This is a genomic window from Knoellia pratensis (assembly GCF_042666395.1).
Classification (GTDB): domain Bacteria; phylum Actinomycetota; class Actinomycetes; order Actinomycetales; family Dermatophilaceae; genus Knoellia; species Knoellia pratensis.
Map to the genome: position 1 here is coordinate 786,225 of NZ_JBHTDJ010000001.1, position 14,968 is coordinate 801,192.

Genomic DNA, 14,968 nt, shown 5'->3' on the forward strand with positions numbered 1-14,968 from the left:
GGCCCGTCTGTGGATGAGCGAGCGCGACAGGCGCTCGCGGACCTTGTGGTGTTCGGAGAGCAAGCGTCGCGGCTCGTCGCGCGCGGCAAGGAGGCGTGGGACACGGACGAGGTGAATCGCCTCGCGGGCGAGGCCATCCTGCACAAGGCTGGCGAGGCGGTGAGCCGCCTCGAAAGGATCGACCCCGACATCCTGAATGCCCACCCCGAAGTCAACTGGCGAGGGATCAAGGGCGCCCGCAACATCGTGGCCCATCGCTATCACGCGGTGGACTACGCCATCTTGTGGAATGCGCTGTCGGACCGCCTTCCTCACGACATCGCAGCTGCGCGCAGCATCCTTGCTCAGGACGGCCCTCTGGTTTGAGGACGGTTCGGGTGGATGATCGACTTGATCGCCTGCGGCTCCGTGCGGGCCGCGGTGAGCGCGCCTTCGGTTTCCTCGAGGTCGAAGTGACCGGTTGCCAGGGGCTTGAGGTTCACCCGCCCCGAGGCGACGAGGTCGATGGCGGTCGGCCAGGTGTTGGCGTAGCGGAACACGCCGGTCACCCACAGCTCGCGGTTCTGCACGTCACCCAGTGGCAGCGCGAGGGTGTCGCCGCCCATGCCGATGAGCACGACCCGACCAGCCGGAGCCGCCGCGCGGATCGCGGCCTGGGTCGAACCCTCGTGACCCGAGCACTCGAGGACGACATCGGGACCGGGGCGGCCGGCATACGCATCTGCGAGGGACGTCGACGAGACATCCACGGTCTGCGTGGCGCCCAAGGACGAAGCCACCGACAGCCGGTGGGCGTTGACGTCGGCCACGACCACTTCCGACGCGCCAAAGGCCACGGCCACTTGGGCGGCGAGCTGACCCACGGGTCCGGCGCCCGTCACGAGCACCCGAACCCCCACCGCAACCCCGGCCCGCCGGCAGGCCCAGATGCCCACGGACAGCGGCTCGAGCATGGCGCCCTCGTCGAGGGACACCGAGTCGGGCAGCGCGAAGGCGAACGACGACGGGTGCACGACGTACTCGGCGAGCGTCCCGTCGATCGGCGGCGTCGCGTGGAAGACCATGTCGGGACAGAGGTTGTAGTGACCGGCGAGGCACTGCGCGCACGACCGGCACGGCACTCCCGGCTCGATCGCGACCCGCTCACCGATGCGCGCCGGGTCCACGTCAGCGCCGACGGAGACGATGACTCCGGCGCTCTCGTGCCCCAACACCAACGGCCCGGTGACGACGTGATCGCCGATGCGCCCGTGGTCGAAGTAGTGCGTGTCCGAGCCGCACACCCCGACAGAGCGCACCTCGATGAGCACCTCGTCAGGAGCCGGCGCAGGCACCTGCCGGGACTCCACGACGATCGATCCCGGCTCGGCCAGGACGGCCACCCGCATCGTGTCGGGCAGCGCGTCAGTCGTCATCGATTCGACTCCAGGTCTTCGAGGGTGGTGCGAGCGCCGTTGTCGTGCAGCGACTTCAAGAACGCAGCGTATGCCGTGGTGAACGGTTCGTTGTCCACGAGACTTCCGAAGAAGTCCCGGTTCCGCAGGAACGCGAGCTCGTCGTCCTCGTAGGCCCGGGCCGCAGCCATGACCTTGTCCCGGTGCCGGTCGACGACCTCGATCGGCCCGCCCCTCTCGTCGACACCCTCGGCATAGCGAGCCCACGACGCGACGATGAGGGCTGACCGCTCGAATGAGCCGCCCGAGTCGAGGTTCGCCTGGATCACCGGAACGAGCCACTTCGGGATACGGTCCGAGCTCTCCGCGCACAGCCGGGCCAGGGTGTCGCGAACCTCGGGGTTGGCGAAGCGCTCGATGAGCTGGCGCCGATAGACGTTGAGGTCGACGCCCGGCACCTCGGGCAGGGTGGGCGTCCCTTCCTCCTTCATGTAGCCGAGGAGGAACTCCGCAAAGAGCGGATCCTGTGCGACCTCATGGGCATGGCGGTAGCCCGACAGGAAGCCCAGGTAGCAGAGCGCCTGGTGGCTCGCGTTGAGCAGCCGGAGCTTCATCAGCTCATAGGGCACGACGTCGTCGACGATCTGCACACCGACGTCCTCGAACGGCGGTCTGCCAGAGGAGAAGTGGTCCTCAAGCACCCATTGCGTGAACGGCTCGCACACCACCGGCCACGCGTCCTCGACGCCGAAGTTCTCCTTCAGCGCCGCAATGTCCTCTGGCGAGGTGACGGGCGTGATCCGGTCGACCATGCAGTTGGGGAAGGCGATGTTCGCCTCCATCCAGTCACCCAGGTCGCTGTCCTTGAGCCGCGCGAACGCCACGATCATCTTCTTCGCGACGTCGCCGTTGCCGGGGAGGTTGTCGCACGACATGACCGTGAACGGCTCGGTGCCCGCTTCTCGGCGACGCCGCGCGGCCTCGACGACGAAACCGAACATGCTCTGCGGCATACCCTCGTCGTTGTCGCGCAGCGACAGATCCGATTGCAGGACAGGGTCGTTCGCGTCGAACTCACCGGTCGCCTGATTGACGTGGTAGCCCCCTTCGGTGACCGTCAACGACACGATCCGCGTCGCCGGGTCGACCAGCCGTGTGAGCACTGCCCCGGGGTCGTCGGGCGCAAACAGGTAGCCGACCATCGACCCGATGACGCGCGGCTCGAGACGTCCGTCGGGATGCTTGACCACGAGGGTGAAGAGGTTGTCCTGGGCGGACATCGCGTCGCGCATCCGTGCGTCGCCGGGCATGAGGCCCACGCCGACGGTGCCCCAGTCGAGGGCCTCGCCCTTGTTCATGAGCGCGTCGAGATACATCGCCTGGTGCGCTCGGTGGAACCCGCCGACCCCGAAGTGGACGATGCCCGGCGTCAGGGCGGAGCGGTCGTATGCCGGCCGCCCCACCTCCTCGGGCAGCTCACCGAGAGCCGACTGGCTGAGCCTCACGCTTGTCAATGTCACTTCACGGCGCCCATGGAGAGGCCCTGGACGAGCTTGTCCTGCGCGGCGAACCCGGCAGCAAGCACCGGCAGTGAGACGACGAACGACGCCGCACACACCTTCGCGAGGAACAGGCCCTGGCTGGTCACGAACCCAGTCAAGAACACTGGAGCCGTTCCCGCAACGGTCCCGGTGAGGACGCGGGCCAGGAGCAGCTCGTTCCAGCTGAAGATGAAGCAGATGAGGGCGGCCGCAGCGATGCCCGGCATGACGACGGGCGCGATGACCTTGCGCAGGGTCACCGTGAGCGAGGCGCCATCGACCTGGGCGGCCTCGAGCATCTCGACCGGCACCTCCGCGAGGAAGGAGCGCAGCATCCACACGGCGATCGGCAGGTTCATCGACGTGTACAGGATGATGAGCAGCCAGATGTTGTCGAGCAGGTTGACCTTCTGCGCGAAGAGATAGATCGGCAGGATGCCCGCGACGATCGGCAGCATCTTGGTCGACAGGAAGAAGAAGAGGACGTCGGTCCACTTCTTGACCGGCCGGATCGACAGGGCGTACGCCGCGGGGAAGGCCAGCAGCAGCACGAGGATCGTCGACAGGACGCTCGCCGTGAGCGAGTTGAGCAACGGTGGCCAGGGCCCGGCGTCGAAGAACGACCGGTAGCCGTCGAGGCTCAGCGGTGCGAAGAGGCTCGGCGGGTTCGTCGCGGCGTCCTCCTCCTTGTGGAACGACGTGAGGATCATCCACACGACGGGGAGGGCGAAGAGCAGCCCGCACAGCCACGCCGCGAGGGTGAGCAGGATGTGCGACCTCGGCGACTTGTGGTGGTTGATCGCCTGCGCCTCGCGGGTGTCAGTGCCCGTCTCTGCCGTGGTGTCTGTCGTGGTGCTCATCGGGGTCCTCGCGAAGTATCGGAGTGACGGAGGAACGTAGAACTTCGTGGGGTGATGCTCATCAGTTCTCATCCTTGAAGAGGCTGAACGCGGTTCGCAACGCGGCGGTCGCGATGATGATGGTGCCGACGACGACGACCACGCCTGCGGCAGAGGCCCGTCCGTAGTCCTGGGCGGTGTAGAAGGTCTGGTAGATGAAGTACGGCAGGTTCGCCGTGCCGAGGCCACCGGAGGTGATCGTGAAGACGTGGTCGAAGTTCTGCACGACGTAGATCGCGCCGAGCAGGCCACTCAGCTCGATGTACTGCCTCATGTGCGGCAGGGTCATCGTCCGGAAGATCTGCCACGCGCTCGCACCGTCGATGCGCGCCGCCTCGACGACATCGAGCGGTCGGGACTGCAACCCGGCCAGCAGGATGAGCATCATGAACGGTGTCCACTGCCACACGAGTGCGGCGACGATCGCGAGCAACGGGTTGTTGCTGATCCAGTCGGGCTGCGGCGCATTCTCACCGAAGACCGCCTTGAGGAGTCCGTTGAACAGGCCGTACTCGGGGTTGTAGAGAGCGTGCTTCCACAGCAGGGCCGCAGCGACCGGCACGACGAGGAACGGCGTGATCATCAGGGTGCGGACGATGCCTCGACCCATGAACTTGCGGTCGAGCAACAGGGCGATCCCCATGCCCAGCACGAGGCTGATGCCGACGACGAGCACCGTGAGCAGGATCGTCACGATGACCGCGTTGCGGGTGTTGCTGTCGGTGAAGACCCGAGCGAAGTTGTCGAAGCCCGCGAACCCGCGCTCGTCCGGGTAGTAGGCGTTCCAGTTCATGAACGACACGACGATCGTCGCGACGAAGGGCAACTGGGTGAGGACGATGACGAAGATCAGTGCGGGGAGCAGGGGCGCTCGCCGGGACCAGTCACCCGCCCTGGCCAGTTTGGTGGCGCGGGCTGCGTTCTCCTTCGGGCTACGTCCGGAACCGTCAGTCGACGACGGGACGGGACTGTCCGGCATACCCGAGGTTGTGACGTCGGAACTCATTTCCCACTCCTCGTCTGGTAGCGCTCCGCGACATCTTCGGCAAGGTCCTGCCCTCGGTCGAGGGCCTCCTGGACGGTCTTCTGGCCGGCGATGGCCGAACTGACGTCCTGGCTGACCTGGGTGCCGAGGTCGGGGAACTCGGGGATGTCGACGAACTGGATGCCGATGGCCGGTCGCTTCTGGAGGCCCGGGTTCGTCGGATCGGCGTTCTCGATCGCGGCCTTCGTCGGCTCGGCGAACGCGGAGGCGACCTTGAGGTACTCGGGGTTCTCGTAGGTTGAGGCGCGCTTGCCAGCGGGGACGCTGGTCCAGCCGATCTCTTCGCCGACGAGCTGCTCGTACTCCTTGCTCGACGCCCACGACACGAACTTCCAGGCGTTGCCCTTCTTGGCGCTCGCCTGCTGGATGCTCCACGACCACGCGTAGAGCCAGCCGGCGGAGTCGGTCTTGACGACCGGTGCCGGGGCATAACCGAACTTGCCCTTGTTGGGGGAGTCGTCGGCCTCGAGGGTGCCAGCGGCGGACGTGGCGTCGTACCACATGGCCACGTTCCCCTGGACGAGGTTGTTGAGGCATTCGGTGAATCCGGCCTGAGGAGCGCCGTTTTCGCCGTGCTTGCGCACGAGGTCGACATAGAACTGGACGGCCGCGACGAACTCGGGGGAGTTCACGCCGGGGGTCCAGTCCTCGTTGAACCAGGTGCCACCGAACGTGTTGACGACGGTCGTGAGCGGGGCGAAGATCTGGCCCCAGCCGGGCTGGCCGCGCAGGCAGATGCCCTTCATCCCGGGCTCGGCGCCGTCGACCTTGGCCGCGATGTCCGCGACCTCCTGCCATGTCGGCTTGTCCGGCATCGTCACGCCCTTGGCCTCAAGGATGTCCTTGCGGTACATGAGGAAGGAGGACTCGCCGTAGAACGGTTCGCCATAGATCTTTCCCTCGCTCGACAGGGACGTCGTCATCGGACCGAGGATGTCCTCCTGGTCGAACTCTGGGTCCTGGGCGATGAAGTCGTCGAGCGGCGCGATCCACTTGGCCTTCGCGTAGATCGGGATCTCGAAGTTGGACAGCGTCGCCACGTCGTACTGACCGGCCTGGCTCGAGAACTCCTGGCTGATCTTGTCGCGCACGTCGTTCTCGGGGAGGACGGTGAAGTTCACCCGGATGCCCGTGTCCTTGGTGAAGTGCTCAGCCGTGAGCTTCTGGAGGTCGACCATCTGCGGGTTGTTGACCATGAGGACGTCGATCGAGTCGGCGCCACCACCGCCCACTCCGCCTCCGCCCCAGCCGGCGCAGCCGGAGAGCGCAAGGCTGAGTGCCCCGGTCATGCCGACCGCGCCCCATCTTCCGCGTCGTCTGCTTCGTGCGGGGGTATGCCGTGTGCTCCCGGGCATCGTTGCCCTCCTGTTCGCCTCTGTGCCCATCGTTCTTGAGAACTCTGGGCTGTTCAGGTCGCCGTGCTCAAATGAGCGCGTATGCTGCACACATGAGCCTGTCGGGGTCGAGCGTCCGTGTCAAGGGCTGCCCACCCAACTCCCGACTTCGTGCCCCATACGGACACGTCTGCTCGCGCGTAGCGCTCCCCGACGTGTCCGTATGGGGCACGAAGTCGCAGGCTGCTCCGTACGGTGGTCCCCGTGTCTGAAGTTCTTGGTCCATCGGAGGCGGTGCTCGCCGCGGCTGTCGCGCGCCGTCACCTCCTCGAGGGCGAATCCAAGGTCGACCTGGCGACGTCCCTGGGCATCAGCCGCTTCAAGGTCGCGCGCCTGCTCGAGGCCGCCCGCGAGAGTGGCATGGTCAAGATCGAGATCGTGTCGCCGCTCGGCATCGACACGACCCGTTCGGGGGAGCTGCGGGAGGCCTTGGGGCTGCAGCACTGCGTCGTCGTGCCGGGGTCTGGTGCGCAGGCCGATCCGGGCGTATCGGCCGCCGCCGCAGCCCTGCTCACCGAAATCGTCACCGACCGCGATGTCCTTGGACTGCCGTGGAGTCGGTCCGTGAGCCGGATGGTCGACGTCCTTCAGAGCCTGCCCGAGATCCCGGTCGTCCAGCTCAGCGGCGCCATGGTCACCCCAGAGGAGGACAGCAGCTCAGTGGACGTCGTGCGCCGCGCCGGTCGCATCGCCGGCGGAGGACGCCATGTCTTCTACTCGCCCCTTCTTCTCGACGACGCTGCAAGCGCCGAGGTCATGCGCCGCCAGCCACCGGTTCGCCAGGCCCTCGACCACGTGGCCGACGTGACCCTGGCCGTCATCGGCCTCGGTGCGTGGGCGCCGGATGTCTCGACGATCTACGAGGTCCTCAGCCCGGCCGAGCGCAAGGCCGTGACCAAGGCAGGGGCCGTCGGCGAGGCGGCGGGAGTCTTCTTCGATGCCGATGGCGTCGTCGTCGACACCCCACTCACCGCGCGAATCGTCGGTCTCACCGGAAGCCAGCTGCACGGCATACGCCATGTGATTGCCATCGCCCACGGGCCTCAGAAGGTCAAGGCGATCGGCGCGGCCGTGAGAGGCGGTCTCATCGACTCCCTCGTCACCACCGCCGACACTGCCGACGCCCTCTTGGCCTCGGTGGCGTGAGGGGCCATACCCTCTCGTCATGAATGATGTGACGGCACCGCAGTGGTCGGATTGGACGGGCCTCACCAAGGACCAGAGGCGCGCGATTCTGCGAGGGGGAGTAGGCGGCTCCCTGCCCAGGGATCCACGCATGGCAGCCATCGCGATCATGTGGGCCCGAGAGTGGCCGCGCCGCGCTGCAGCTCGCGGAGTCCTGGTGCCGACGGCGGCGGCCGTGATCGCGGTCCTCGTGGACGACCGTGTCCTGCAGGTCATCGGCTGGGCCGGCGTAGCACTCGGGATCGTGGGTCTCGTAGTGGAGGCGGCCCGACGACTAGTGCCCCGACCCGTGTCAGGGTCTCGGCTCGACCAAGTCCTCGACCGCCCCTGATGGGCCGGGCCAATGGACATGCAGTGGTCTGCTCTGCCGGCCAATCAGGCCCATCGCGGTGCCTGTCCTTGAGCGATCGCGTTGACCGCTGCATGTCCAACGGTCCGCGGGTGGTGCGTCAGGCGGCCGTCTCCGCAGTGAGAAAGCCGGCGTCGGCGAGGTTCTGGCGCAGGGACTCGTCGAGGGGAGTGAAGTCGCCGCTGAAGCGGGCGGCCGTCTCCGTGGTGTCGAGGAGGAACGGGCGGCGGAACTGGTAGCCCATCTCGATCGTGGCTCGCGCCATCGGGTTGAAGAGGCCGACGATGCGCATGACAGCCGGCGGAAGCGAGGTGACCTTGACGGGTGGCCAGCCGGCGATCTCACCGGCGCGGCCGACGAGCTCGCGGATGGAGATCGCCGGAGGACTGGGCACCATCCAGTAGCGACCGTGGGCGCTCGAGTCGAGAGCGGTCCTGACGAGGAGGCGGCCAGCGTCGCCCGGGTTGGTCCACGTGTGGGGCGCGTCGAGGTCGCCCGGGATGAAGGCGCGCTGGCCCTTGGCAGCCCGGTCGTAGGCGAGCATGCTCACCAGCGATGGACCGTGACCGACGTAGTCGGATCCGCGCACGGCGACCGCACCCCCGATGCGGCCGGCGTCGGCTGCGGCGAGCAGGTCCTGCCACATCTTCAGGCGGATCGCGCCCTTCGTGCTGCTGGGGCGGTCCGGCAGGGCGGCTGACATGGGCACGTCGACGGGGCCGAACGGATAGAGGTTGTCGACCACCGCGACCACGGCGCCGGAGCTCTCGGCGGCGGCGAGGATCGAGGCGGCCAGCGGAGGCCAGGTCGTCGCCCACTCGTTGTAGTTGGCGGGGTTGAGGGCGTTGTAGATGACGTCCGCTCCCTCGGTGATGGCGGAGAGGGCGTCGGGGTCAGCGACGTCCGCGCGCACTTTGTTGGCTCCGTCAGGGCCGCCGCCGGACCGGGTGACCACCGTGACGTCCTCGCCTCGCTCGAGCAGGTCGCTCGCGATCGCCGTACCCACCGGTCCCGCGCCCAGCACCACGTGTCGTCCCATGACCATCCTCCAGCTCGAAGCCCGGCTCACTGCCACTCAGAGAGCACTGCTCTCACAATGTAGGGCCTCGGGCCAGAACTGCGCAAGAGCAGTGCTCTCCTTTGTGAGCGATGCTCGCCGGAGCGTGCCAGAATCGGGGGCATGACGACGACGCGTGAGCGACTGCGGGCCGAGACGCTCGAGGAGATCAAAGCCGCGGCACGAGGCCGTTTGGCCGTGGACGGGGCCAACCTGTCGCTGCGTGCCGTGGCCCGTGACGTCGGTCTGGTGTCCTCGGCTGTCTATCGCTACTTCCCCTCTCGCGACGCGCTGCTCACCGCGTTGATCATCGACTCCTACAACGAGATGGGCGAAGCGGTCGAGCGTGCCGAAGCCGCGCAGCCACACGGCGACCTCCACGCTCGCTTCCTCTCCGTGGCTCACGGCATTCGGGACTGGGCGCTGTCGGCGCCGAACGAGTACGCGCTCATCTACGGCAGCCCTGTCCCCGGCTACGAAGCACCTCAGGACACGGTTGCCCCGGCCGCGCGCGTGATCACTGTGCTCGGCCGAATCCTCACGGACGGTCTGGCGGACGGCACACTGTCCGATCCGGGTGACGCGGTCAGCAAGGCCCTCGCCAAGGACCTCGCGGAGTTCACCTCGCAGCCCCCGTTCGTCGGAGTGCCGCCTGCCCTGATGGCGCGTGGCGTCGCCGCGTGGTCGGCGGTCTACGGGCTGGTGAGCTTCGAGCTGTTCGGCGCATACGGTCCGCTCGGGGATCCCGGCGCACTCTTCGAGCACCAGGTGCTGGCCATCGCCCGCGGCCTCGGCCTGGCTCCAGCCCCCGGACGGTCCACGAGGTCCCGCAAGCGATCCACGTAGCATCGAAAGCGTGACACCCGACACCGTCCGCTGCTCCAACGCCTTTCGCGTGCGAGCCGAACCCATGCTCGGGTCCGCTCCCGTCGCTCGTCGCTGGTTGCTCATCGAGCACCCCGGGCCGTGGACCAAGGACCACCTCGAGACGCCGGGCATCGCCGGTCCCGTCGCCCGCGCCATCGAGAAGGCCTGCGCCGAACTCCAGGGCCGCTCGTTGTTGATGAGGCGTCCCGGGCGTCAGGATCCCGGACAGGCACCTGCTTGGTACGCCGTGGACACCGCCCACGGGACGTCCGTCACCGGCACGTGGCGCACCAGTGACGACCTCCTCGCCGCCGTGGCCGCGCTCGGTGCACCACTCGCCCAGTCCGAGACGCTGGCCGAACCGATGCTGCTCGTCTGCACGCAGGGCACCCGCGACGCCTGTTGCGCGTTGCGAGGGCGTCCCGTCACCGCGGCGCTCGCCAAGGTCTGGCCCGACGAGGTGTGGGAGTGCACGCACCTCGGGGGTCACCGCTTTGCTGGGACGTTCATCTCCATGCCCGACGGCACCTGTTATGGCACGGTCGACCTCCCCAACGCGGTCGACGTCGTGCGAGCCCACCGATCCGGCGAGGTCGACTCGAAGCACCTGCGTGGACTGGCCCGCTACTCGCCAACGGTGCAGGCAGCCACCGGCTCGGTCCTCGCCGCCCATGGTCCGGCGCCCATCACGGCGGCCCGGCCCGGCACCGTCGAGGTCGTCTCCGAAACCGTCACCCACGTCGAGGTCATCGGCGACGAGCCCCTGCCCGACACGACGTGGGTCGAGGTCCGGGCCGAAGCTCTCCCGCCCGCCCCGCTGTCGTGCGGCAAAAGCCCCGGCGAGCACACGGCATACCGGACGACTGTTCTCCTTGACCCGCGCTGACCTCACCCTGTCGGGTCGCTCGCGCCGAGTGGCAGAGTTGGGGGCATGACAGCGACGTCGACGATCCCCTCCGAGGCCACACAGCGTTATCGCGCCGCCCGCGACCAGATCCTCACGTGGCGGGGGAGGCACGAGGAGGCCGTCCGGGAGTTCACGTTCCCCGACCTCGGCGAGCGCTTCAACTGGGCCATCGACTGGTTCGACGTCATTGCGCGCGGCAATGCCACCAATGCGCTCGTCGTGGTTGACGAGGACGGGTCGTCGATGGAGGTCACCTTCGACGCGATGGCCAACCGGTCGGACCGGGTGGGCCGTTGGCTCGTGGATCGCGGTGTGACACAGGGCGATCCGGTCATCATCATGCTCGACAACCAGGTCGAGCTCTGGGACTGCATGCTCGCGGTGATGAAGCTCGGCGCGATCATCATGCCGACGACGTCAGCCGCTGGCGCCGCCGATCTCGAGGACCGTGTGGATCGTGGCGGCGCACGGCACGTCATCACCAACGCGTCGCAGGTCGACAAGCTCGCAGGGCTGCCGGGAGACATCACGCGGATCAGCGTCGGTGCCGTGGACGGCTGGCACGACCTCCATGACGCGTATGCCGTGGAGTCACCTCCGCTGCCGCATCCTGGCACCGCGCCCAGCGACCCGCTCCTGCTGTATTTCACCTCCGGGACGACGAGCAGGCCCAAGCTCGTCGAGCACACCCAGGTGTCGTATCCGCTCGGCCATCTGTCGACCGTCTTCTGGCTCGGGCTGCAGCCGGGCGACGTGCACCTCAACATCTCCTCGCCGGGGTGGGCGAAGCACGCATGGTCCTGCTTCTTCGCGCCGTGGATCGCGGAGGCGACGATCCTCGTCTACAACTACGCCCGCTTCGACGCGCCGAGGTTGCTGGAAGTGTTGCGGGACAATGAAGTCACGACGTTCTGCGCACCGCCGACCGTGTGGCGCATGCTCATCAACGCCGACCTGTCAGAGGGGCCCGGCTCATTGCGCGAGGTCATCGGCGCCGGTGAGCCGCTCAACCCCGAGGTCATCTCGCAGGTGCAGGACAAGTGGGGCCTGACCCTGCGCGACGGCTATGGCCAGACCGAGATGACGGCGGCTGTCGGCAACACCCCGGGTTCGCCGCTCAAGCCCGGTTCCATGGGTCGGCCGCTGCCGGGCTGTCCGGTGGTGCTGGTGGATCCGGCGACCGGCTCGCGGGTCGATGGGGTTGGCGAAGGCGAGCTGTGCCTGGATCTGGCGGCGTCGCCGTTGCCCCTCATGACGGGCTACCAGGGCGATCCGGAGCGCAACGCCGAGGCGATGGCCGACGGTTTCTATCACACGGGTGACGTGGCCTCGGTCGACGCAGACGGCTACATCACCTACGTCGGGCGCACCGATGATGTCTTCAAGGCGAGTGACTACAAGATCAGTCCATTCGAGCTGGAGTCGGTGCTGATCGAGCACCCGGCCGTCGCCGAGGCGGCGATCGTCCCGGCTCCCGACGAGGTCCGGCTCGCAGTGCCCAAGGCCTATGTCGTGCTGGCGCCGGGCCACGAACCCACCGAGGAGACGGCCCGCTCCATCCTCGCCTACGCGCGCGAGCACCTCCAGCCGTGGCAGCGCGTGCGCCGCCTCGAGTTCGGCGAGCTGCCCAAGACCATCTCCGGCAAGATTCGTCGCGTCGAGCTGCGTGGGCGCGAGGAGCAGGTGGCCAGCGGTGAGGTCGAAGCGCCCGAGAACGAATGGCGCGACGACATCCTCAAGGCCGACTGACCCAGTCGGTTTCTCAGGCGAGGGCGGCCTTGACCTTGTCGAGGACGGCCTGCTCCTCGGGGCTCACGCCGTCGGAGGCATCGGCCACGGCCTGGGCCGCCTCGAGGATGACGCCCTTGAACGCCTCGGCCGAGCCGTCGGCCTTTGCGGTGAGGATGCCCACGGCCTGGGTGAGACCAGTGAGGACTGCCTGCTCCTGAGCGGCCGCATCGCCGGTCGGGGGCTTGGGTAGTCCGCCGCTGCGCAGGAGTTCGGTGATCTCCTTGGGTGCCGACGCGAGGGCCTTGGACCCTGCGAGGCTCTCCTTGAACGACGAGAAGAAGCCGGGGTCGGCCTTGCTCACGAGGGCGATCGCCCCGAAAGCGGCGTTGCGGACGGTGTCACGTTCTGCATCGGTGTAGTCAGTCATGTTCGTCAGTCTGCCTCGCTTGGCGTCGGCTCGGTCGATTGAGCCGGCACCTCTGCGATGGTGAGGGAGCCGAGTGGGCCGGTGCCGGGTTCCGGCGTGGCGCACGTGCGGTCGTCGGTCGCCGTGTCGATGCGGCTCCCGTTGACGAGGCTGACGTCGTCGTATGCCGGCCGCCCCTCGATGACGTTCCGGTACCTGTAACGCGTCACCGACGTCAGGCGGCAGGTCTCGCCGAACGTCAGCACGTCGAACGCGGACGGTTGGCCGACAAGCTCCTCACCGTCCTCCTCGCCGACGAAGTGGGTGAGCGGTCCGCCGCCCGTGAAGGTGCCGACCTGGATTCGGTTCCCCTCCAGGTCGGGCGTGTGCATGTGCCCGTTGATGACGACGTCGGCGCGCGGCACGTCCTGCACCGCCCACGGCTCGTGCGACACGAGGAGGTCGATCGATTCCTGCTTCGCAAAGGCGTCGATGAACGCCTTCTTGGCGGGCTGTTGCTTGTCCTTGCTTCGCTTGCCGTCGTCGCCGAACCATCGGGGGTCGTTGAAACCACCGATGCGTATGCCGCCCGCGTCCACGACCGTGTAGGACTCCGGACTCGGCTGCAACAGAACGACGTTGGGGATGCGCTCCATCCGGTCGAGGATGGCTCGGTCGGTGGCCGACGTGGCGTCATGGTTGCCCCGGGTGAAGAGATAGGGGACCGGCAGGGAGGCGATGCCTGCGAACATCCCGGACGCATCGCCCTCGGTCACCGTCCCGAAGTTCACGAGGTCACCGGTGTCGATGACGAGGTCGATGTTCTCCTGCTCGACGATTGTGCGCAGCAGTGCGTACTCGTTGCCGGCGTGGAGATCGGAGACGAGGAGTACGCGCAGGGCGACCGGCTGGGAGAGCTCGGTGGGCGAGTACTTGTCCTGCAGGGCCGAGGACAGAGCGATGAGGTTGCGCAGGTAGGGCGACACCTGGGCCGTGCGCGCCTCGACATCGGAGAGGAGCGACTGGTTGCGCTGCACCGTGCCGAGCACGCCGGTCGAGGTGAAGTCGTGCTGACGCACCGGTTGATAGGTCTGCCAGATGCCCAAACCCGCTGCGCCACAGGCGATCACCCAGGCGAGCGACGCCCCCACCACGGTCCGGGCACGAGGTCGCCGGCGGCGCACGAGGGCCCCGACGCCCAGGCTCAGGGCCACGACGACGAGGGCGCCACCGCCGAACCGCAACCCGACGTCCCGGGCCGCGGTGCGGATGGCGGCGCTGAGTTCCAAAGGCCCCGGCTGCAGACTCGAGACCGTGACTCCCGGTCGGCTGAGCACGTCGGCGATCGACGCCTTGACCTGTGGCGTGGCCTCGATGCCCGGGGCGAAGCCGGTGAAGCCGACATTGATGTCGCCGAAGAGTGTGCGGGCGCTCAGGTGGTTTGCGGCCCGTGGGTCCATCGAGAGCTGCACCTGTGCCGAGTAGTGCAGGGTTTGCGCCGTGGCCGGTGCCAGCCGAGTGGCCGCCGTCCCACCGGTCGCGCAGGCGACGGTGAGGGCTGCGACCGTGAGCAGGCCGCGCACCCTCCGCCCGCCGACCCTGTGCCCGAGTGCCCACCACGCGGCGATCGCGGTGGCAAGGGGCCAGAGCGCGAGCAGCGCGGCGACGATGCGCTCGTGGGCACCGAACGGCATACCCGCCCTTGCTCCCACGGTGAGCGAGGCGACGAGGACGACCATGAGAACGGCCGCGGGGCGCGCGACGTTGCGCCGGACCAAGGATGTGCTCGAGTCGTCCGCCGCGAACCACGGCCAGATCGCGAGGAGCACGAAGCTCACCGAGGCGATGATCGTGTGGGCAAGGGCACCGTCGGAGCGTGACGGCAGCGGGAGGAGCGCCACGCCGATCGTTGCGACGCCGGCTGCGCCGAGCACCCAACGACCGGGGCGTCGGAGCCCGGGCAACATGAGCGCCGAGCCGACGTGCGCCAGGCCGGTGAGGACGAGCGCGACCGTCATGATCCAGCGATGCGGTGTCTCGACGGCGGCGAGGGCGCTGATCGACTCACGCACCGAGTCGAAGCCCGCGGGTTGCTGTGTCGCGGCGACCGTCCAGCCGCCGACGAGCGCCACGGCCGCAGTGGTCGCACTCAGCAGGGCGCCACGGGGACGTCCTTGATCAAGGCGAGCCATG

At 68.1% G+C, this 14,968-nt stretch carries 14 protein-coding genes; 6 read left to right on the forward strand and 8 right to left on the reverse strand.

Annotation, left to right across the window (positions count from 1 at the left end; translation table 11 throughout):
• The first annotated feature begins 9 nt into the window (after window positions 1-9).
• Complete coding sequence (locus tag ACFQRE_RS03705) at window positions 10-366, forward strand: HepT-like ribonuclease domain-containing protein (protein ID WP_380119051.1); 357 nt, start codon at window positions 10-12, stop codon at window positions 364-366.
• Here ACFQRE_RS03705 and ACFQRE_RS03710 read toward each other — a convergent pair.
• The 5 genes from ACFQRE_RS03710 to ACFQRE_RS03730 form a co-directional block, all read right to left on the reverse strand.
• On the reverse strand, window positions 345-1,415 hold the full coding sequence (locus ACFQRE_RS03710) for an NAD(P)-dependent alcohol dehydrogenase (RefSeq protein WP_380119053.1): 1,071 nt from the start codon (window positions 1,413-1,415) through the stop codon (window positions 345-347). The genes ACFQRE_RS03705 and ACFQRE_RS03710 overlap by 22 nt on opposite strands.
• On the reverse strand, window positions 1,412-2,908 hold the full coding sequence (locus ACFQRE_RS03715; protein ID WP_380120405.1) for a mannitol dehydrogenase family protein: 1,497 nt from the start codon (window positions 2,906-2,908) through the stop codon (window positions 1,412-1,414). The genes ACFQRE_RS03710 and ACFQRE_RS03715 overlap by 4 nt, the downstream gene beginning before the upstream one ends.
• Before the next feature lie 2 nt (window positions 2,909-2,910).
• The gene (locus ACFQRE_RS03720; RefSeq protein WP_380119055.1) at window positions 2,911-3,795 is read right to left on the reverse strand and encodes a carbohydrate ABC transporter permease; all 885 of its coding nucleotides are present in this window, start codon (window positions 3,793-3,795) and stop codon (window positions 2,911-2,913) included.
• A 61-nt stretch (window positions 3,796-3,856) separates the two neighbouring features.
• Window positions 3,857-4,813, reverse strand: a complete 957-nt coding sequence (locus tag ACFQRE_RS03725; protein ID WP_380120407.1) for a carbohydrate ABC transporter permease — start codon at window positions 4,811-4,813, stop codon at window positions 3,857-3,859.
• A 23-nt stretch (window positions 4,814-4,836) separates the two neighbouring features.
• Window positions 4,837-6,168 (reverse strand): ABC transporter substrate-binding protein, encoded by a 1,332-nt coding sequence (locus tag ACFQRE_RS03730; RefSeq protein ID WP_380119057.1) that lies wholly within the window; start codon window positions 6,166-6,168, stop codon window positions 4,837-4,839.
• Window positions 6,169-6,477: 309 nt separating this feature from the next.
• Here ACFQRE_RS03730 and ACFQRE_RS03735 point away from each other — a divergent pair, with 309 nt between their 5' ends.
• Both ACFQRE_RS03735 and ACFQRE_RS03740 read left to right on the forward strand, forming a co-directional pair.
• The gene (locus ACFQRE_RS03735; protein ID WP_380119060.1) at window positions 6,478-7,419 is read left to right on the forward strand and encodes a sugar-binding transcriptional regulator; all 942 of its coding nucleotides are present in this window, start codon (window positions 6,478-6,480) and stop codon (window positions 7,417-7,419) included.
• A 19-nt stretch (window positions 7,420-7,438) separates the two neighbouring features.
• Complete coding sequence (locus ACFQRE_RS03740; protein WP_380119062.1) at window positions 7,439-7,789, forward strand: hypothetical protein; 351 nt, start codon at window positions 7,439-7,441, stop codon at window positions 7,787-7,789.
• Between the two features lie 118 nt (window positions 7,790-7,907).
• Here the strand turns inward: ACFQRE_RS03740 and ACFQRE_RS03745 are convergent, their stop codons facing one another.
• The gene (locus ACFQRE_RS03745) at window positions 7,908-8,846 is read right to left on the reverse strand and encodes an NAD-dependent epimerase/dehydratase family protein (RefSeq protein ID WP_380119065.1); all 939 of its coding nucleotides are present in this window, start codon (window positions 8,844-8,846) and stop codon (window positions 7,908-7,910) included.
• 141 nt (window positions 8,847-8,987) lie between these two features.
• On the opposite strand from ACFQRE_RS03745, the gene ACFQRE_RS03750 reads away from it, so the two are divergent.
• The 3 genes from ACFQRE_RS03750 to ACFQRE_RS03760 are packed head-to-tail and all read left to right on the forward strand — an operon-like array spanning window position 8,988 to window position 12,387.
• Window positions 8,988-9,710: a TetR/AcrR family transcriptional regulator gene (locus ACFQRE_RS03750; RefSeq protein ID WP_380119068.1), complete on the forward strand. Its 723-nt coding sequence runs from the start codon at window positions 8,988-8,990 to the stop codon at window positions 9,708-9,710.
• Window positions 9,711-9,720: 10 nt separating this feature from the next.
• Window positions 9,721-10,617, forward strand: a complete 897-nt coding sequence (locus ACFQRE_RS03755) for a sucrase ferredoxin (RefSeq protein ID WP_380119070.1) — start codon at window positions 9,721-9,723, stop codon at window positions 10,615-10,617.
• Window positions 10,618-10,662: 45 nt separating this feature from the next.
• A complete protein-coding gene (locus ACFQRE_RS03760; protein ID WP_380119073.1) occupies window positions 10,663-12,387 on the forward strand; it encodes an AMP-binding protein in 1,725 nt (574 codons plus the stop codon).
• Between the two features lie 13 nt (window positions 12,388-12,400).
• Here ACFQRE_RS03760 and ACFQRE_RS03765 read toward each other — a convergent pair whose 3' ends face one another.
• Both ACFQRE_RS03765 and ACFQRE_RS03770 read right to left on the reverse strand, forming a co-directional pair.
• Window positions 12,401-12,796 (reverse strand): hypothetical protein, encoded by a 396-nt coding sequence (locus ACFQRE_RS03765; protein ID WP_380119075.1) that lies wholly within the window; start codon window positions 12,794-12,796, stop codon window positions 12,401-12,403.
• 5 nt (window positions 12,797-12,801) lie between these two features.
• Window positions 12,802-14,967, reverse strand: coding sequence for a DUF998 domain-containing protein (locus ACFQRE_RS03770; RefSeq protein ID WP_380119078.1), 2,166 nt, complete (start codon window positions 14,965-14,967; stop codon window positions 12,802-12,804).
• Window position 14,968 lies beyond the last annotated feature (1 nt).